The following is a 15,033-nucleotide window of genomic DNA, read 5'->3' as shown; positions in this document are numbered from 1 at the left end:
GCGATGGGATTCCCAGACGCAGCGAACCCCCGGCCGTGCGGGCGGCCGGGGGTTGCGTGACGCTCGCCCGGAGTCGGGCGGCAAAGGATCAGGCGCGGCGGATGGCCTCGGCCTCGATCTCGATCTTGACCTTCTTGCCGACGAGCACGCCGCCGGTCTCCAGGTTCTGGTTCCAGGTGATGCCGTACTCCTCGCGGTCGATCTCGGTCGTCGCGGTGAAGCCGATGACCTCCTGGCCCCACGGGCTCTTGTTCACGCCCTCGAACTCGACGTCCAGCTCGACCCGGCGGGTGACGTCCTTGATCGTCAGGTCGCCGTGCAGCTTGAACTCGTTGCCGCTGATCTCGGCGAGGCCGGTGCTGCGGAACGTGACCTGCGGGAACTTCTCGACGTCCAGGAAGTCGCCGCTCTTGAGGTGACCGTCGCGGTCCGGCTGGTTGGTGTCGATGCTCGCGGCCTCGATGTCGGCCGTGACGGACGACTCCAGCGGGTCCTCGGCGATCGTGACCGCGCCGGTGACGGTCTTGAACTGGCCGCGGACCTTGCTCACCACAAGGTGCTTGGCGACGAAGCCGACCCGCGAGTGGGCGGGGTCGATGTCGTACACGCCGGCGGCCGGGATGCTGACGCCGTTGTAGTCACGAACGTTCAGGTCGGTCATTGGAGGATCTCCCAGAAACAAGGTCTGCCGTCAGGACGTCTGACTAAGCAACTATATGCTCAGCAGTATTCCGCGTGTCAAGCTTTGCTAGAGTTGAGACGTGACGAACCTGATCAACGACCCGCGCATCACGGCGATCGGCTTGTTCACCGAGGTCCACTCGGGTCTGACCAACCGGTTCGCCGCCCAGTTCGACGAGCACCACGTCTCCGCCGTCGAGTTCGAGGTGCTCATGCGCCTCGCCCGCTCCCCCGGCCGCCAGCTGCGGATGACCGATCTGGCGTCGCAGACCTCGCTCTCCACCAGCGGCGTCACGCGCGTGGTCGACCGGATGGAGCGATCCGGCCTGCTGACCCGCAGCGCATGCCCCACGGACCGGCGCAGTTCCTACGCGGTGATCACCGACGCCGGCCTGGCCCGGCTGGACGAGACGCTCCCCGGCCACCTCGCGCTGATCGACGAGTTCTTCACCGGCCTGCTCGACGCCGACCGACTCGGCGACCTGCTCAGCACACTGCGCGTGATCCGGGACGCCGCCAATCCCGGGGCGATGGTGGGCACTACGGACACCGCCGACTCCGCTGAGTAGTCATCTCGGCGCACTCCCGGCCGGTAACCGGCAGAACAGGCGGCAGAACGCTCCAGCGGTGCCGACAATCCCGCCCAAACGGACAAAGGGGCTCGGGTGATCGGCTAGATTTCCGGCGCACGGGGACGCACACCGGGGGGTGTTTACGCACGGAGGTCGGGGGGCCTCTGCGGGGTTTCCGTCGCGTCGCGCACATACGGGGGTGTGCGCCACACCGGCGCCGGTCGCTCACTCGCGACCGGCGCCGGTTTCGTTCTCCACCGTCAGGCGGCGCCGGCGCGCTCCCGCTCGGCGGGCAGCAGCGTGATGCCGCCGAGCTTGCACACCTCGGCCAGCCGGGTCAGCACCGACGCGCGCTGCTGCGCGTCCTCCGTGCTCGCCGCCAGCCCCACCAGCGCCTCGGCCACGTCGCGCAGGTCGTGCCCGCCCGCGTGCGAGTCGGCCGCCACCGTGAACCACTCCGCGGCCAACTCCCGCTCGCCGCGGCCGAATGCCAGGTACGCCTCGATCATCGCGATCTGTCCCTCGGTCACGGCCGGGCGCCCCTCCGTCTCGTCCGGCACGCTCGCCAGCTCCCGCAGGTCGGTCAGAATCCGCCCGGCCACGTCCGCGTCACCCGCCTGCGCGGCGGCGATCCCGATCGTGCCGAGCAGGCGCCGCCGGTGGCCGGGATCACCCTGCCGTTCCAGCACCTCGACGGCGCGCCGGCCGAGCGACTGCGCCTCCGCGTACCGGCCGCCGAGCCGGTTCACCTCGGCCAGGTTCGCCATCGCCAGCGCGCGCAGCCGGTCGTCGCCCTGCTGCGCGGCCAGCCGGTCCACGGCGGCCAGCCGGCGCCGGGCCGCGCGCAGGTCGCCGACCCGGATCTCGTGCCAGGTCAGGTTGTTCTGCGCGACGGTCATGTCCCGGGCGCGGCCGGTGCGGGTGGCGAGCGCGAGCGCGGCCTCGCCGTGGCGGCGCGCCTCGTCGTACCCCCCGTTGGTCATCCACAGCGCGCAGAGCAGGTGGCGGGCGGCCAGCTCGCCGGCCACGTCCGCGCGGCGCTGGAACTCGGTCAGCGCGCCGGTCACGGCCGGCAGTTCCTCCGCGCCGGCGCCGTGCTCCAACGCGAGCTGCCCCAGCCCGACCTGCGCCCACGCGCGGATGCGCGGGTCCGCGTCCTCGGTGCGCGGGTCCGCCAGCAGGCGGCGCAGCCAGTGCCGGCCCACCACGTCCCGGCCGCGGAACCGCCACCACCGGGGCAGCGCGGCCGCGATGCGCAGCGCGGTGTGCGGGTCGTCGTTCGCGCTGTGGGCCAGCGCGGCCCACAGGTCGCCGGCCACCTGGTCGAGCCGGTCCACGCCGGCGGGCAGGTCGTGCCCGGCCAGTTGCGGCGCGGTGCGCTCGGCCAGCCGCGCCAGCACCGCCGCGTGCCGGGAGCGGATCGCGGCCGCCTCGCCGCGCGCCACCGCCCGCTCCTCCGCGAGGTCGCGCACCACGTCGACCAGCCGGAACCGGAACGGGCCGGCCCCGCGCACGCTCAGCAGGCCCAGCTCCAGCAGCCGGTCCAGCAGCGGCAGCGGGTCGACCGGTTCGGCGTCCTCGTCGGAGAGGATCGCGGCGGCCAGGCGCACCGACCAGCGGTTGCGGAACGAGGCGAGCCGGCGCAGTCCGGCGCGCTCCTCCGGCTCCAGCAGCCGGTAGCTGGCCGCGGCGGCGTCGCGCAGCGTGACGTCGACGGACGGACGGATGCCGGGGCGGCCGGACAGGTCGAGCACGCGATCGCCGTACCGCTGGAGGATCTCGTCGATGTCGAGCAGCCGGCCGCGGGCGGCCGCGAGCTCCAGCGCCAGCGGCAGCCCGCCGAGCCGGCGCAGCAGCGCGCCGAGCGCGACCGCCTCCTCGTCCATGATCGGTTCGCGGCGCACCTGGCGCAGCCGGGCCAGGAAGAGCGCGGCAGCCGGGTACGCCGCGATCTCCTCCGGCCGGGCCGGCGCGTCCGCGGGCGGGGTCTCCAGCGGTCCGACCGGCCACACGTGCTCGCCGGGCAGCCCGATCGGGTGCCGGCCGGTGGCCAGCACGTGCAGGTCCGGCGCCGACTCGGTCAGCCAGCGCAGCGCCTCCGCGACCGCGTCCGGCGCCCGCTCGATGCCGTCGACCATCACGAACGTGCGGTCGCCGCGCAGCCGGGCGCGCAGGTCGGCCGCGCGGGCCACGCCCAGCACCGCCGCCAGCTGGGCCAGCACGTCGCTGCCGCTGGACAACTCGGTGATCACGATGCCGGCCGTGCCGCCGGGGTGGGCCGGCGCGACGCGCTGCGCGACCGCGAGGCCGAGGCTGGTCTTGCCGACGCCGGCCAGGCCGACCAGCGTCACGACGGCGGGCGGCCCGGCCGCGGTGAGCAGCTCCGCGACCTCGGCGGCCTCGGTGTCCCGGCCGATCAGCTCGATCGGTGGCGGCAACCCGTTGCGCGGCGCCGCGGGCGGCTCCGGCACCGGCCGCTGGCCGCGCGCGGCGGCGAGGAACTCGGCGCGCTCCCGGCCGGTGAGCGCGAGCGCGGTGGCGATCAGCTCGACCGTGGTGCGCTGCGGCCGGGACGCGTGACCGCGCTCCAGGTCACGCACCGTACGGATGCCGATGCCGGCCGCCGCGGCGAGATCGGCCTGGGTCATGCCCGCGGTGGCCCGTCGTGCCCGGAGCAGTTCGGCGAAGGCTGTGCCGCGCTGGTCAGAGCCATGATCCACGGTCATGGGCGAAGAGTACGGGTGGGTATCTGACGCGGGAAGACGATCGTCAGCGGGCCGACCCCCTCGTCGCCGATAACCGACAGTAAACCGATGATCAAAGTCCGAGGTCGCGGGCGATGATCATGCGCTGGATCTCGGACGTGCCCTCGCCGATCTCCAGGATCTTGGCGTCGCGCCAGAAGCGGGCCACCGGCGTCTCGTTCATGAAGCCGTATCCACCGTGGATCTGCGTGGCCTCCCTCGCGTTGGTCACCGCGCACTCGCTGGCGTGCAGCTTCGCGATCGCGGCGGCGCGCTTGAAGTCCGCACCGGACAGCAGCCGCGCGGCGGCGTCGTAGTAGGCCAGGCGGGAGGTGTGCGCGCGTACCTCCATGTCGGAGATCTTGAACTGGATCGCCTGGAAGTCGCCGATCGCCCGGCCGAACGCGTGCCGCTCGCGCGCGTAGGCGAGCGACTCGTCGACGCAGCCCTGGGCCAGGCCGGTCGCCAGCGCGGCGATCGCGATCCGGCCCTCGTCCAGGATGCGCAGGAACTGCGCGAAGCCGCGGCCGCGCGTGCCGAGCAGGTTCTCCGCGGGTACGCGCACCTCCTCGAAGGCCAGCTCGTGCGTGTCCGAGGCGCACCAGCCCACCTTGGAGTACCCGGGCAGCACGGTCAGCCCGGGCGTGTCGCTGGGCACGATGATCGTCGAGATCTCCTTGGACCCGTCCGGGTTCGTCCCGGTCACCGCGGTGACCGTGATCAGCGACGTGATGTCCGTGCCGGAGTTGGTGATGAAGCTCTTGGCGCCGTTGATCACCCACTCGTCGCCGTCCAGCACCGCGCGCGTGGTGGTGCCGCCCGCGTCCGATCCGGCACCCGGCTCGGTCAGCCCGAACGCGGCCAGCCGGTCGCCGCTGACCAGGTCCGGCAGCCATCGCGCGCGCTGCGCGTCGGTGCCGAACCGGAAGATCGGCATGGCGCCGAGCGAGATCGCGGCCTCCAGCGTGATCGCCACGCTGGAGTCGACCCGGGCCAGTTCCTCCAGCGCCAGGCAGAGTGCCAGGTAGTCGCCGCCCATGCCGCCCGCCTCCTCCGGGAACGGCAGGCCGAACAGGCCCATCGCGCCCATCCGGCGGACGATGTCGTACGGGAACGCGTGCTTCTCGTAGTGCTCGCCGATGACCGGTGCGACCACCTCGCGGGCGAAGTCACGCACGCTGGCGCGCAGGGCCTCGTGTTCCTCGCTGAGCATGCCGGGTCTCCCCTCTAGACGGGCGTCACACCGTGCCGGCGGCGGGAGAACGAGCGGTCCTTGCCCGCCGCGGCCGCGTACCGCGCGATCAGTTCGGCGCGCAGTTCGCCCGGGGGCACGATCGAGTCCACCACCAGTTCGCCGGCGAGGCGCGCGATGTCGATGTCGCGCTCGTACTCCGCGCGGCGGGCGGCGACGAACGCGTCCCGCTCCGCCTCGTCCTCGATCGCGGCGATCTTGTTGGCGTAGACCGCGTTCACCGCGGCCTCCGCGCCCATCACCGCGATCTTGGCGGTGGGCAGCGCGATGGTGGCGTCCGGGTCGAAGCCGGGGCCGGCCATCGCGTAGAGCCCGGCGCCGTACGCCTTGCGCACCACCACGCAGATCTTCGGCACCGTGGCCTCGGAGACCGCACTGATCATCTTGGCGCCGTGCCGGATGATGCCCTGCTTCTCCACCGCGGTGCCGACCATGAAGCCGGGCACGTCCGCGAGGAACAGCAGCGGTACGTTGAACGCGTCGCAGAGCTGCACGAACCGCGCCGCCTTGTCCGCGGAGTCGACGAACAGCACGCCGCCCTTGAACATCGAGTTGTTGCCGAGCACCCCCACGGTACGGCCGTTCAGCCGGCCGAAGCCGATGGTCAGCTCGCGCGCCCACAGCGCCTGGATCTCCAGGAACGAGTCGCGGTCGAGCAGCCCCTTCACGAACCGGCGCATGTCGAACGCCTGCCGCTCGCTGACCGGCACCAGCCCGCCGAGGTCGACCGCGGGCGCGCTCTCCGCGGCGACCGCGGGCGGCTGCCGGGTCCAGTTGTCCGGCAGGTACGACAGGTAGCGGCGGACCACGTCCAGCGCCTCGACCTCGGACTTGCACAGGAAGTGGCCCACACCGGACTCCGCGCAGTGCACGCGGGCACCGCCCATCTCCTCCAGCGTGGTCTGCTCGCCGGTGACCATGCGGACCATCCGGTCGGAGCCGAGGTACATGCTGGCGTTGCCCTCGACCATGGCGACCACGTCGCAGAACGCGGGGATGTAGGCGCCACCGGCGGCGGACGGGCCGAACAGCGCGCAGACCTGCGGGATCGCGCCGGACGCGCGGACCTGGGTGTGGAAGATCTTCCCGGCGCCGCGACGGCCGGGGAAGAGGTCGACCTGGTCGGTGATCCGGGCCCCGGCGGAGTCGACGAGATAGATCATGGGCTGGCCGCGCTCGTACGCCCGCTCGATGATCCGGATGATCTTCTCGACCGTGCGGGCACCCCAGGAGCCGGCCTTGACCGTGGAGTCGTTCGCCATCAGGCAGACCGGCCGGCCGGCGATGGTGGCGGTGCCGGTGATCACGCCGTCCGCGGGCAGACCGTCCGCGAGCACGTTGGCGTAGCGCCCGTCCTCGGTGAACGAGCCGTCGTCGACCAGGTGCGCGACCCGCTCGCGCGCGAAGAGCTTGCCCTTAGCGGCGTTCGCGGCATGGTACTTCTCGGCGCCGCCCGCCTCGACTCGCTTGCGCATCTCCGCCAGAGCGGCCTCGTCGAGCGCCACCGGACCCTCCCGTACCGTCGCTTAACGATCGTTAGGGTATCCCACGGGGATGGCACACGCCATAGGAAAGGAGGAAGCCCCCGCGCGCGGGCGCGGAGGCTTCCCCGAGGTGTCACGCCGTGCTTCAGCCCAGCAGGCCGGAGATCACGCTGGCCAGCGGCAGCCCACCGAGGTTGGCGTCGCTGTTGTTGCCCTTGGTCAGGCCGTCCAGGCCCGGGAGCGCGAGCGACTCGCGCGCGTGACGACCGGCGGCCGCGTCCGCGCCGTCGCCGTACGCGTCCGGGCTGACGCCGTCGTAGTCGCCGGACGGGTTGCCGCTGCCGTCGTCGACCGGCTCCTCGTCCACCGGCTCCTCGTCGACGGGCTCCTCGTCGGCCGGCTCCTCGTCCGCGGGCTCCTCGTCGACCGGCGCTTCGTCGGTCGGCTCCTCGTCCGCGGGCTCCTCGTCGGCCGGCTCCTCGTCGACGGGCTCCTCGTCGGTCGGCTCCTCGTCCGCGGGCTCCTCGTCGTCACCCGGGTAGTGCGAGTCCGGCTGCTCCGGGGAGACGCCGGTGCCGTTGTCGTCACCGTTGCCGCACTGCGCGGCGGCCTCGCCGTCGCCCAGCACGCCCGCCGCGATGCCGCAGATGTTGATCGGCACGTTGACCGGCACCGCGACCTGCAGGTTGTTCAGCACGCCGTCGGTCTCGCCACCGCCGGTGCCCTGGACGATCCCGCCCTCGCCGGCACCGCCGCCGCTGTTCTTGCAGTCCGCGGCCGCCTCGCCGTCGCCCAGCAGGCCGACCGCCACGCCGCACAGGTTGATCGGCACGTCGACCGGCACCGCGACCTGCGCGTTGTTCAGGATGCCGTTGGTCTCGCCACCGGCCGACTGCTGGATCGCAGCACCCTCGCCCGCGCCGTGGCCGTTGGCCCCGCCACCGTTGCTCAGCTTGGCGGCCGACTTGGCGTCGCCGATGGCAATGCCGCCGGCGTTGACCGGCACGTGGACCGGCACGTACGCCTGGATGTTGTTGCCGATGCCGTCGACGTCGCCGCCGCCCGCGGCCTGGCCCTGCGCCTTGTGCTCGGCACGCGCGGACTCGGTCGCGGCGCTGCCGCCGTTCTTGCCCACGCCCTCGGCGGACGCGTCACCGAGAACGCCGGCGGCGACCCCGATGACGTTGACCGGGACCTGGACCGGCACGGCGACCTGCGCGTTGTTCAGGATGCCGTTGGTCTCGCCGGTGGCGCCCTGGGTGATCGAGTGCTCGGCCAGCTGGTTGGAGCACTCGGACGCGGCGTAGCCGTCGCCCAGCACGCCGGCCGCGACGCTGCACAGGTTGATCGGCACGTCGATCGGCGCGGCGACCTGGAGGTTGTTGAGGACGCCGTCGGTGTCACCGTCGGACGAGGTGGCCTGCTGAATGTCGGCCGCCTGCGCGGCGGTCGGCGCGAGCAGCAGTGCGCCCGCGGTCAGCACGCCGACGCTCAGAGTCTTGCGAACCCAAGTCTTCATGGGAAGGCAATAACCTTTCGGAATTGAAAAAGAGAGAATGTCTCTTGCGGAATGTCGCTATTAGGTTGTGGTGCCGAATCCGTAATCCGGCGGCGAACGAACGCCATTGCCGGGCGCGACGGTGCCCTGGACCTTTGTGCTGTTTCCCCTGGTGATGGTGGGGAGAGCCGACCGGCGTCGAATAGCCGGCGGAACCATCAGTCGGGAGATACGGTCGGGGCCTCGGCATCGCACCGGGGCACCACGACATCGGCCGGGGCGGTGGGCCGGGACACGGCCCCCATCGTGCCCGCGACCGCGGCGGAGATGACGGCGGACGAACCTCCGTCGGTGTGCACTCCCGACCCGCCGGTCGGGACTCCCGAGGTACCGCCCGAGGTGCCCTTGGCGGGCCCGATCGGCAGCGGTGCGCCGGGAAGCGGCTCCGGTACGGCCGGACGGGCCTCCCGGAGCGGACGTGACTCGGCGTCGAGCGCCGGGCGCGCGGCCCGCTCGGGCTCCGAGCCGAGCCGCGGACCGGTCACGACCGCCGCCGCCGGCACCCGGGCGGGTGCGGTGCTCGCGGCGGTGACACCCGTGTTCGGGGTGACCGGAGTCGGTTCCGCCGGGTTCGCGACCACGGCGGCGGAGTCGGTCCCGACACCGTCGGGCTCGGCCGGCGTGTCCGCCGTACCCACCAGGCGGGTGAGGTCACCGAGCGGACGCGACGGAGCCACGCCGGGCGTCGGGTCCGGACCGCCCCGGCCGGCGGTGCCGGCCGGTGATGCGACCGCGTCGCGGGCGGCGGAATCTGCGGAGCCGGTCGGTCCGCCGGTGAGGCGGAGCGGTGCGACCAACTCCCGCACGGCACCGAGGACAGATCCGTCACCGGTGACGAGCGTGCGTAGCGGGTGCGCCGGAGCGTCGGACTCCGCCGGCTGGCGCGCCGGCATCGCCGTGTCGGTCCGGGCCGGAGCGCCGGTGCCGAGGAGGTGGCCCGTCGGCAGCGCGGCGGTGATCCCGGCCGCAGGCGTCAGAAGCTCACCGACCAGCGAGGGTGCGCGCTCCTCGACCACCCCGGTGCCGGGGTCGCTGACGAGGGAGAGCACGCTCGGACCGCGGTGGGCGGCGTCGGTAGGCGTCTCAGGCTCTGCGGCGTGGGCGGCACCGGCGGAGAGCAGCCAGGCCGCTCCCGCGATGCCACCGAGGACGAGCGTGCGCAGGCCCGGCCATCTAGCGGCGCGGCCTGGCCGGCGTACCCGGCGATCCGCCACCATCTGGCTCGTTGATCGCAGGACCGCGAACACGCCGAAGGACGGGACGGCGGTCGCGGGCAGAGTCGCGCATGACGCGCGCCCAGCCCGTTGTTCCGCCATTGGTCCGCCCCTCGTCCGTCGGCACGTCGTTCGGCGGGCGCTTCATCCAGGCAAATTGGACGAAACGCTCTCACCGAATTAGGTAACGAAGCGGATAAGAGCGGGATACGCGACGAATCGGAATTACTGCGCCGTCAATCGGGTCCGTGGACCCGCGCGCAGGACGCCGGACGGCAGTTCCCGGCCGGTCATCTTCTCGGCCAGGGCCGCGGCTTCGAGCAGTCTCTCCAGGTCGATGCCGGTGTCGATGCCCATGTCGTGCAGCATGTGGACCACCTCCTCGGTGGCCACGTTGCCGGAGGCGCCGGGCGCGTACGGGCAGCCACCCAGCCCGCCCACGCTGGCGTCGAACTCGGTCACGCCCAGCTCCAGTGCGGTCAGGATGTTGGCCAGCCCGGTGCCGCGCGTGTTGTGGAAGTGCAGCAGCACCGGTGCGGCACCGCGCACCTGATCGACCGCGGCCAGCAACTCCCGAACCCGGCGGGGCGTGCCCATGCCGGTGGTGTCGCCGAACGCGACCCGGTCCGCGCCGTCGCCGAGCACGCGCTCCACGATGCCGGCCACCCGGGCGGGCGCGACGTCTCCCTCGTACGGGCAGCCGAAGCTGGTCGCCACGATCACCTCCACGGTGCCGCCGGCCGCGTGCACCGCCTGGATCAGCGCGGTGATGTCGGTCAGCGAGTCCTCGGTGGACCGGTTGACGTTGCGCCGGTTGTGCGTGTCGCTGGCCGAGACCACCACCTCCAGCTCGGTGAAGCCGGCGGCCAGCGCGCGGTCGGCGCCGCGGAGGTTCGGCACCAGCGCGGAGTAGCGAACGCCCTCGGCCCGGCGCGCCCGTTTCCAGACCTCGTCCGCGTCGGCCATCTGCGGGATCGCCTTCGGGTGGACGAACGAGACCGCCTCGATCCGGCGCACGCCGGTCGCGGAGAGCGCGTCCAGCAGGCGTACCTTCGCGTCGGTCGGCACCGGCGCCTCGTTCTGCAGCCCGTCGCGCGGGCCGACCTCGCGGATCGAGACCATCTCTCACTTCCCTCGCATGCGGGCCACGATGCCGGTGTCGTAGTCGCCGGACCGGAACTCCGCGTCCTCCAGCAGGTCCGCGAAGAACGCGAGGTTGGACTTCGGGCCGGCGATCCGGAACGCGTCGACCGCCGCCCGCGCGCGGGCCAGCGCCGTGTCCCGGTCCGGGCCGTACACGATCAGCTTGGCCATCAGCGAGTCGTAGAAGCGCGGGACGGTGGTGCCCGCCGCGTACCCCGAGTCGACGCGCACGCCCTCGCCGGACGGCTCGACCCAGGTGGTGACCGTGCCGGGGCCGGGCAGGAAGCGCTTCGGGTCCTCCGCGTTGACGCGCAGCTCGATCGCGTGGCCGCGCGGGCTGAGCGTGCCGAACGTGGGCGGCAGGCCCGCCGCCACGCGCAGCTGCTCCTCGACCAGGTCGACGCCCCAGACCAGCTCCGTGATCGGGTGCTCGACCTGGAGCCGCGTGTTCATCTCCAGGAAGAAGAACTCGCCGGTGGCCGGGTCGAGCAGGCACTCCACCGTACCGGCGTTGCGGTAGCCGACCGCCTCACCGGCCCGGACCGCCGCGGCCATCAGGCGCGCGCGCAGCTCCGGGGAGACCGCCGGGGACGGCGCCTCCTCCGCGACCTTCTGGTTGCGCCGCTGCACCGAGCACTCGCGCTCGCCCAGCGCCACCACTCGGCCGTCGGCCAGGCCGAGGATCTGCACCTCGACGTGCCGTACCCGGGGGAAATAGCGCTCCAGCAGCACCGATCCGTCGCCGAACATGCGCTCGGAGAACGCGCGCACCCGGTCGAACTCGGCGCGGAGCGCGGCGGGGTCCGCCGCGACCGCCATGCCCATGCCGCCGCCGCCCGCGGCCGCCTTCACCATCACCGGGTAGCCCACGGTCTCGGCCGCGGCCAGCGCGGACTCGGTGTCCGCGACCGGCTCCCGGGTGCCGGGCGCGACCGGCACGCCGGCCGCCTCCATCAGGTTCCGCGCCTGGATCTTGTCGCCCATCGCGGAGATCGCCTCGGCGCCGGGGCCGACCCAGATCAACCCGTTCTCCTCGACGGTACGGGCGAAGTCCGCGTTCTCCGAGAGGAAGCCGTAGCCCGGGTGCACCGCCCGCACGCCGGTCGACTTGGCCGCGGCCAGGATCGCCTCGACGTTGCGGTAGCTGAGTGCCGGATCGGCCGGGCCGACGCACACCGCCTCGTCGGCCTCGCGCACGAACGGCAGGTCCGCGTCGACGTCCGAATGGACCGCCACGGTACGCACGCCGAGGCGGCGGGCGGTGCGGATGATCCTCCGGGCGATCTCGCCCCGGTTGGCGACGAGCAGGCTCTCGATCATGCGACGCGCCCTCTCTGTGTGGGGACCCCTACTTCGCGTGGAGCAGCGCGGAGAGCGTGGCCGCACGCAGCAGCACGGCCCGGCGCTCGCGCTCGACCTCGCCGCCGAGGAACGGCGTGGAGTTCATCAGGCCGAACGCCGCGTGCGCCATCACCCGCGCCTCGCCCGCGCTCAGCTCCGGGCGCAACACGGTCAGCACCTGCACCCACTCCTCCACGTACAGCCGCTGGAGACGGCGGATCTGCCGGCGCGGCTCCTCCGGCAGGCGGTCCAACTCGTGCAGGTGCAGCGCGATCACGGCCGGATTGGCCAGCGCGAACTCGACGTGGAACGCGATCAGGGACTCCAGCGCGGCGCGCGGGTCGCGGTCGTGCTCGGCGACGCGCTCGCGACCGCCGGCCAGCAGGCTCTCGCTCACCGGTATCAGCGCCGCGACCAGCATCGCCTCCTTGCCGGCGAAGTGGTGGTAGAGCGCGGGACCGGTGACGCCGGCGGCGGAGCCGATGTCGTCCATCGAGACGCCGTGATAACCGCGGGAGGCGAAGAGCCGGACGGCGATGCCGAGAATCTCGTCCTTGCGCGAACGTCTCTTCTGCGTCGGCGTGCCCTGCCCCGGAACGCTCGGTGTCTGCTGATCCACGGTCACCCGCTCAGCCTATCCCCCTGTCAAGCCGAAGCTGAACGATCGTTCAAGCAATGGGAGCGTGATCACGCACGGGCGCGGGACGCCACCACGGGCGGGACAGCAGGGCGGCCAGGCCGGCGCCGGCCGCGTTCACCAGGACGTCGTCGATCGAGGCGACGCGGCCGAGGTCCAGCGCGTACTGCAGCGTCTCCACGATGGCGGAGGCGGCGGCGCCGAGCAGCGACACCCGTCCGATACCGCGCAGCGCGGGCCAGCGGACCGGCGCCAGCGCGCCCAGCCCCGCGAAGACCAGCAGATTTCCGCCCACCTGGTACGTGAGGAAGCCGAGCCCCTCCGCGGCCTGGTTCGGCAGGTCGGAGAAGGGGACGAGGAAGACCTGGCCGGGCGCGTCCAGCGGGGTGAGGATCATCCAGATCCACGGTGCGGTGGTCGCCAGCATCCCGATCTCGGCCGCGCTGTCATGCCAGGCGGTCTCGCGCGGCACGCCACGCCGCATGCGCAGCGCGGCGAGCCCGGCGGCGACCAGCGCCGCCACCGGGACCAGCGCGAACGCGACCAGGACGACGCCGCCCCACTCGCGCCAGACGCTCAACGAGGATTCGGGCCCTTCACGATCGGCGCGCGCACGAGGTTGCCCCACTCGGTCCACGAGCCGTCGTAGTTGCGCACCCGCGGAAAGCCGAGCAGGTGCCGCAGCACGAACCAGGTGTGGCTGGACCGCTCGCCGATCCGGCAGTAGGCGATCACGTCGTCGCCCTCGCTCAGCCCGAGCTCGTCCTGGAAGATCGTCCGCAGCTCGGCCGCCGGCTTGAACGTGCCGTCCTCGCGGGCCGCCTGCTTCCACGGCTTGCTCACCGCGCCCGGGATGTGCCCGCCGCGCAGCGCGCCCTCCTGCGGATAGTCCGGCATGTGGGTCAGCTCGCCGCTGTACTCCGCGGGCGACCGCACGTCGACCAGCGGCCGGCCCGCGCCCGCGTGCGCCTCCACCTGCTCGCGGAACGCCCGGATCGGCGCGTCGTCGCGGACCGGCACCGGGTAGTCCGCGCGCGGGCGCTCGGTGCGGTCGCGGGTCAGCTCGCGGCCCTCGGCCACCCACTTCTGCCGGCCGCCGTCGAGCAGGCGCACGTCCGCGTGGCCGAAGAGCGTGAAGACCCAGAGCGCGTACGCCGCCCACCAGTTGAAGTTGTCGCCGTAGAACACGATCGTGTCGTCGCGCCCGATGCCCTTCGCCGCGCACAGCTCCGCGAAGCGCTCGGCGGACAGGTAGTCGCGGGTCACCGCGTCGTTCAGCTCGGTGTGCCAGTCGACCTTCACCGCGCCCGGGATGTGGCCGGTGTCGTAGAGCAGCACGTCCTCGTCCGACTCGACCACCACCAGGCCGGGATCGTGCAGATGCTCCGCCAGCCACTCGGTGGTCACCAGGCGCTCGGGGTGCGCGTACTCCTGCAGGTGCGATGCGGGATCAGTGGATGCGGCCATGGTCCTAAACCTACGCGGTCTCGCGGACGACCGGCGCGAGCGCGGGGCGTTTCGCGGTGACCAGGTCGCCGGAGGAACGGCCGGTCAGCCGGCGCCTCACCCACGGCGCCAGGTAGCGGCCGGCCCAGCGCAGGTCCGCGCCGCGGGCGAGCAGCCACGGCGTCGGCGCCGGATGCGGCGGGACCAGCATCCAGTCCTCGTCCACGGCGACGCCGAGCGCGTTCAGCACGTGCGCGGCGGTCCGGCGGTGGCCGATCTCGGACAGGTGCAGCCGGTCCACGCTCCACAGCAGCGGGTTGCGGAACTCGTCGTCCACGAACAGGTCGACCAGGTACGCACCGGTCGCCGCCGCGGTCTCGCCGACGCGCGCGTTCATGTACGCGACGCGCGGCCCGACCACGCGCTGGCCGGGCAGCCGCAGCGTCACGTCCGCGAACCGGAAGACGATCGCGTCGGCGCCGGTGGCGCGGATCCGGGTGATCGAGTCGTGGAAGCTGTCGCACACCGCGGCCGGCTCGCACCGCGGGCGCAGGATGTCGTTCCCGCCAGCCGCGAAGCTGACCAGGTCGGGACGCATCTCCAGCGCGGCCGGCAGCTGCTCCGCGGTGACCGCCGGGAGCAGCCGGCCGCGGATCGCCAGGTTCGCGTACCGGAAGCCGGGCCCGGCCTCCGCGGCGAGCCGGGTGGCCACCAGGTCGGCCCAGCCGCGGAACGTGCCGTCCGGATAGGGATCGTCCATGCCCTCGGAGAAGCTGTCCCCGACCGCCACGAAGTTACGCCAGCGCATACCCGATCCCCCCGTAGGTCGTTGCATACCCCAGGCATTTTGCCGACTGTCATTACTGATCGGTAGATCCTCGATAGGTGAGCTTCAAAACACGTTTGTGTGTTGTTGTGTTGCTCCGATCGGGCCGCCCGCAGCGTGCGCGGCGGCTCGGCG

The 15,033-nt window shown here is 72.8% G+C and carries 13 protein-coding genes; 1 reads left to right on the top strand and 12 read right to left on the bottom strand.

Features of this window, described 5'->3' with window-relative positions:
* Positions 1–88: 88 nt before the first annotated feature.
* Positions 89–661 carry a YceI family protein gene (locus J2S41_RS34280; RefSeq protein ID WP_310374262.1) on the bottom strand — a complete coding sequence of 191 codons (573 nt, stop codon included), beginning with the start codon at positions 659–661 and terminating at the stop codon, positions 89–91.
* Between the two features lie 100 nt (positions 662–761).
* Here J2S41_RS34280 and J2S41_RS34275 point away from each other — a divergent pair, with 100 nt between their 5' ends.
* Positions 762–1,250: a MarR family winged helix-turn-helix transcriptional regulator gene (locus J2S41_RS34275; RefSeq protein WP_310374260.1), complete on the top strand. Its 489-nt coding sequence runs from the start codon at positions 762–764 to the stop codon at positions 1,248–1,250.
* A gap of 263 nt (positions 1,251–1,513) precedes the next feature.
* Here the strand turns inward: J2S41_RS34275 and J2S41_RS34270 are convergent, their stop codons facing one another.
* The 11 genes from J2S41_RS34270 to J2S41_RS34220 form a co-directional block, all read right to left on the bottom strand.
* Positions 1,514–3,979 carry an ATP-binding protein gene (locus J2S41_RS34270; RefSeq protein WP_310374258.1) on the bottom strand — a complete coding sequence of 822 codons (2,466 nt, stop codon included), beginning with the start codon at positions 3,977–3,979 and terminating at the stop codon, positions 1,514–1,516.
* A 91-nt stretch (positions 3,980–4,070) separates the two neighbouring features.
* Positions 4,071–5,210: an acyl-CoA dehydrogenase family protein gene (locus tag J2S41_RS34265; RefSeq protein ID WP_310374256.1), complete on the bottom strand. Its 1,140-nt coding sequence runs from the start codon at positions 5,208–5,210 to the stop codon at positions 4,071–4,073.
* Between the two features lie 14 nt (positions 5,211–5,224).
* Entirely contained in the window at positions 5,225–6,754 is a 1,530-nt protein-coding gene (locus J2S41_RS34260; RefSeq protein WP_310374255.1) for an acyl-CoA carboxylase subunit beta, read from the bottom strand.
* A 124-nt stretch (positions 6,755–6,878) separates the two neighbouring features.
* Complete coding sequence (locus tag J2S41_RS34255) at positions 6,879–8,252, bottom strand: ICP22 family protein (protein ID WP_310374253.1); 1,374 nt, start codon at positions 8,250–8,252, stop codon at positions 6,879–6,881.
* Positions 8,253–8,449: 197 nt separating this feature from the next.
* Positions 8,450–9,538, bottom strand: a complete 1,089-nt coding sequence (locus J2S41_RS34250; RefSeq protein WP_310374251.1) for a hypothetical protein — start codon at positions 9,536–9,538, stop codon at positions 8,450–8,452.
* A 192-nt stretch (positions 9,539–9,730) separates the two neighbouring features.
* Entirely contained in the window at positions 9,731–10,627 is an 897-nt protein-coding gene (locus J2S41_RS34245) for a hydroxymethylglutaryl-CoA lyase (RefSeq protein WP_310374249.1), read from the bottom strand.
* 3 nt (positions 10,628–10,630) lie between these two features.
* Positions 10,631–11,968 carry an acetyl-CoA carboxylase biotin carboxylase subunit gene (locus J2S41_RS34240; protein ID WP_310374247.1) on the bottom strand — a complete coding sequence of 446 codons (1,338 nt, stop codon included), beginning with the start codon at positions 11,966–11,968 and terminating at the stop codon, positions 10,631–10,633.
* Positions 11,969–11,996: 28 nt separating this feature from the next.
* Positions 11,997–12,614: a TetR/AcrR family transcriptional regulator gene (locus J2S41_RS34235; RefSeq protein WP_374728202.1), complete on the bottom strand. Its 618-nt coding sequence runs from the start codon at positions 12,612–12,614 to the stop codon at positions 11,997–11,999.
* 43 nt (positions 12,615–12,657) lie between these two features.
* Positions 12,658–13,206, bottom strand: coding sequence for a VanZ family protein (locus J2S41_RS34230; RefSeq protein WP_310374245.1), 549 nt, complete (start codon positions 13,204–13,206; stop codon positions 12,658–12,660).
* On the bottom strand, positions 13,203–14,093 hold the full coding sequence (locus tag J2S41_RS34225; protein ID WP_310374243.1) for a sulfurtransferase: 891 nt from the start codon (positions 14,091–14,093) through the stop codon (positions 13,203–13,205). The genes J2S41_RS34230 and J2S41_RS34225 overlap by 4 nt, the downstream gene beginning before the upstream one ends.
* Before the next feature lie 10 nt (positions 14,094–14,103).
* Entirely contained in the window at positions 14,104–14,880 is a 777-nt protein-coding gene (locus J2S41_RS34220) for an SGNH/GDSL hydrolase family protein (protein WP_310374242.1), read from the bottom strand.
* Positions 14,881–15,033 lie beyond the last annotated feature (153 nt).

The organism is Catenuloplanes atrovinosus (assembly GCF_031458235.1).
GTDB classification, from domain to species: Bacteria; Actinomycetota; Actinomycetes; order Mycobacteriales; family Micromonosporaceae; genus Catenuloplanes; species Catenuloplanes atrovinosus.
This window is presented reverse-complemented; position numbering and strand designations above follow the sequence as displayed.

What these genes read in the sequence shown, in the direction of transcription:
- J2S41_RS34280 (WP_310374262.1), bottom strand. Translation starts at nt 661, where the DNA reads ATGACCGACCTGAACGTTCGTGACTACAACGGCGTCAGCATCCCGGCC.
- J2S41_RS34265 (WP_310374256.1), bottom strand. Translation starts at nt 5,210, where the DNA reads ATGCTCAGCGAGGAACACGAGGCCCTGCGCGCCAGCGTGCGTGACTTC.
- J2S41_RS34220 (WP_310374242.1), bottom strand. Translation starts at nt 14,880, where the DNA reads ATGCGCTGGCGTAACTTCGTGGCGGTCGGGGACAGCTTCTCCGAGGGC.
- J2S41_RS34270 (WP_310374258.1), bottom strand. Translation starts at nt 3,979, where the DNA reads ATGACCGTGGATCATGGCTCTGACCAGCGCGGCACAGCCTTCGCCGAA.
- J2S41_RS34240 (WP_310374247.1), bottom strand. Translation starts at nt 11,968, where the DNA reads ATGATCGAGAGCCTGCTCGTCGCCAACCGGGGCGAGATCGCCCGGAGG.
- J2S41_RS34225 (WP_310374243.1), bottom strand. Translation starts at nt 14,093, where the DNA reads ATGGCCGCATCCACTGATCCCGCATCGCACCTGCAGGAGTACGCGCAC.
- J2S41_RS34245 (WP_310374249.1), bottom strand. Translation starts at nt 10,627, where the DNA reads ATGGTCTCGATCCGCGAGGTCGGCCCGCGCGACGGGCTGCAGAACGAG.
- J2S41_RS34255 (WP_310374253.1), bottom strand. Translation starts at nt 8,252, where the DNA reads ATGAAGACTTGGGTTCGCAAGACTCTGAGCGTCGGCGTGCTGACCGCG.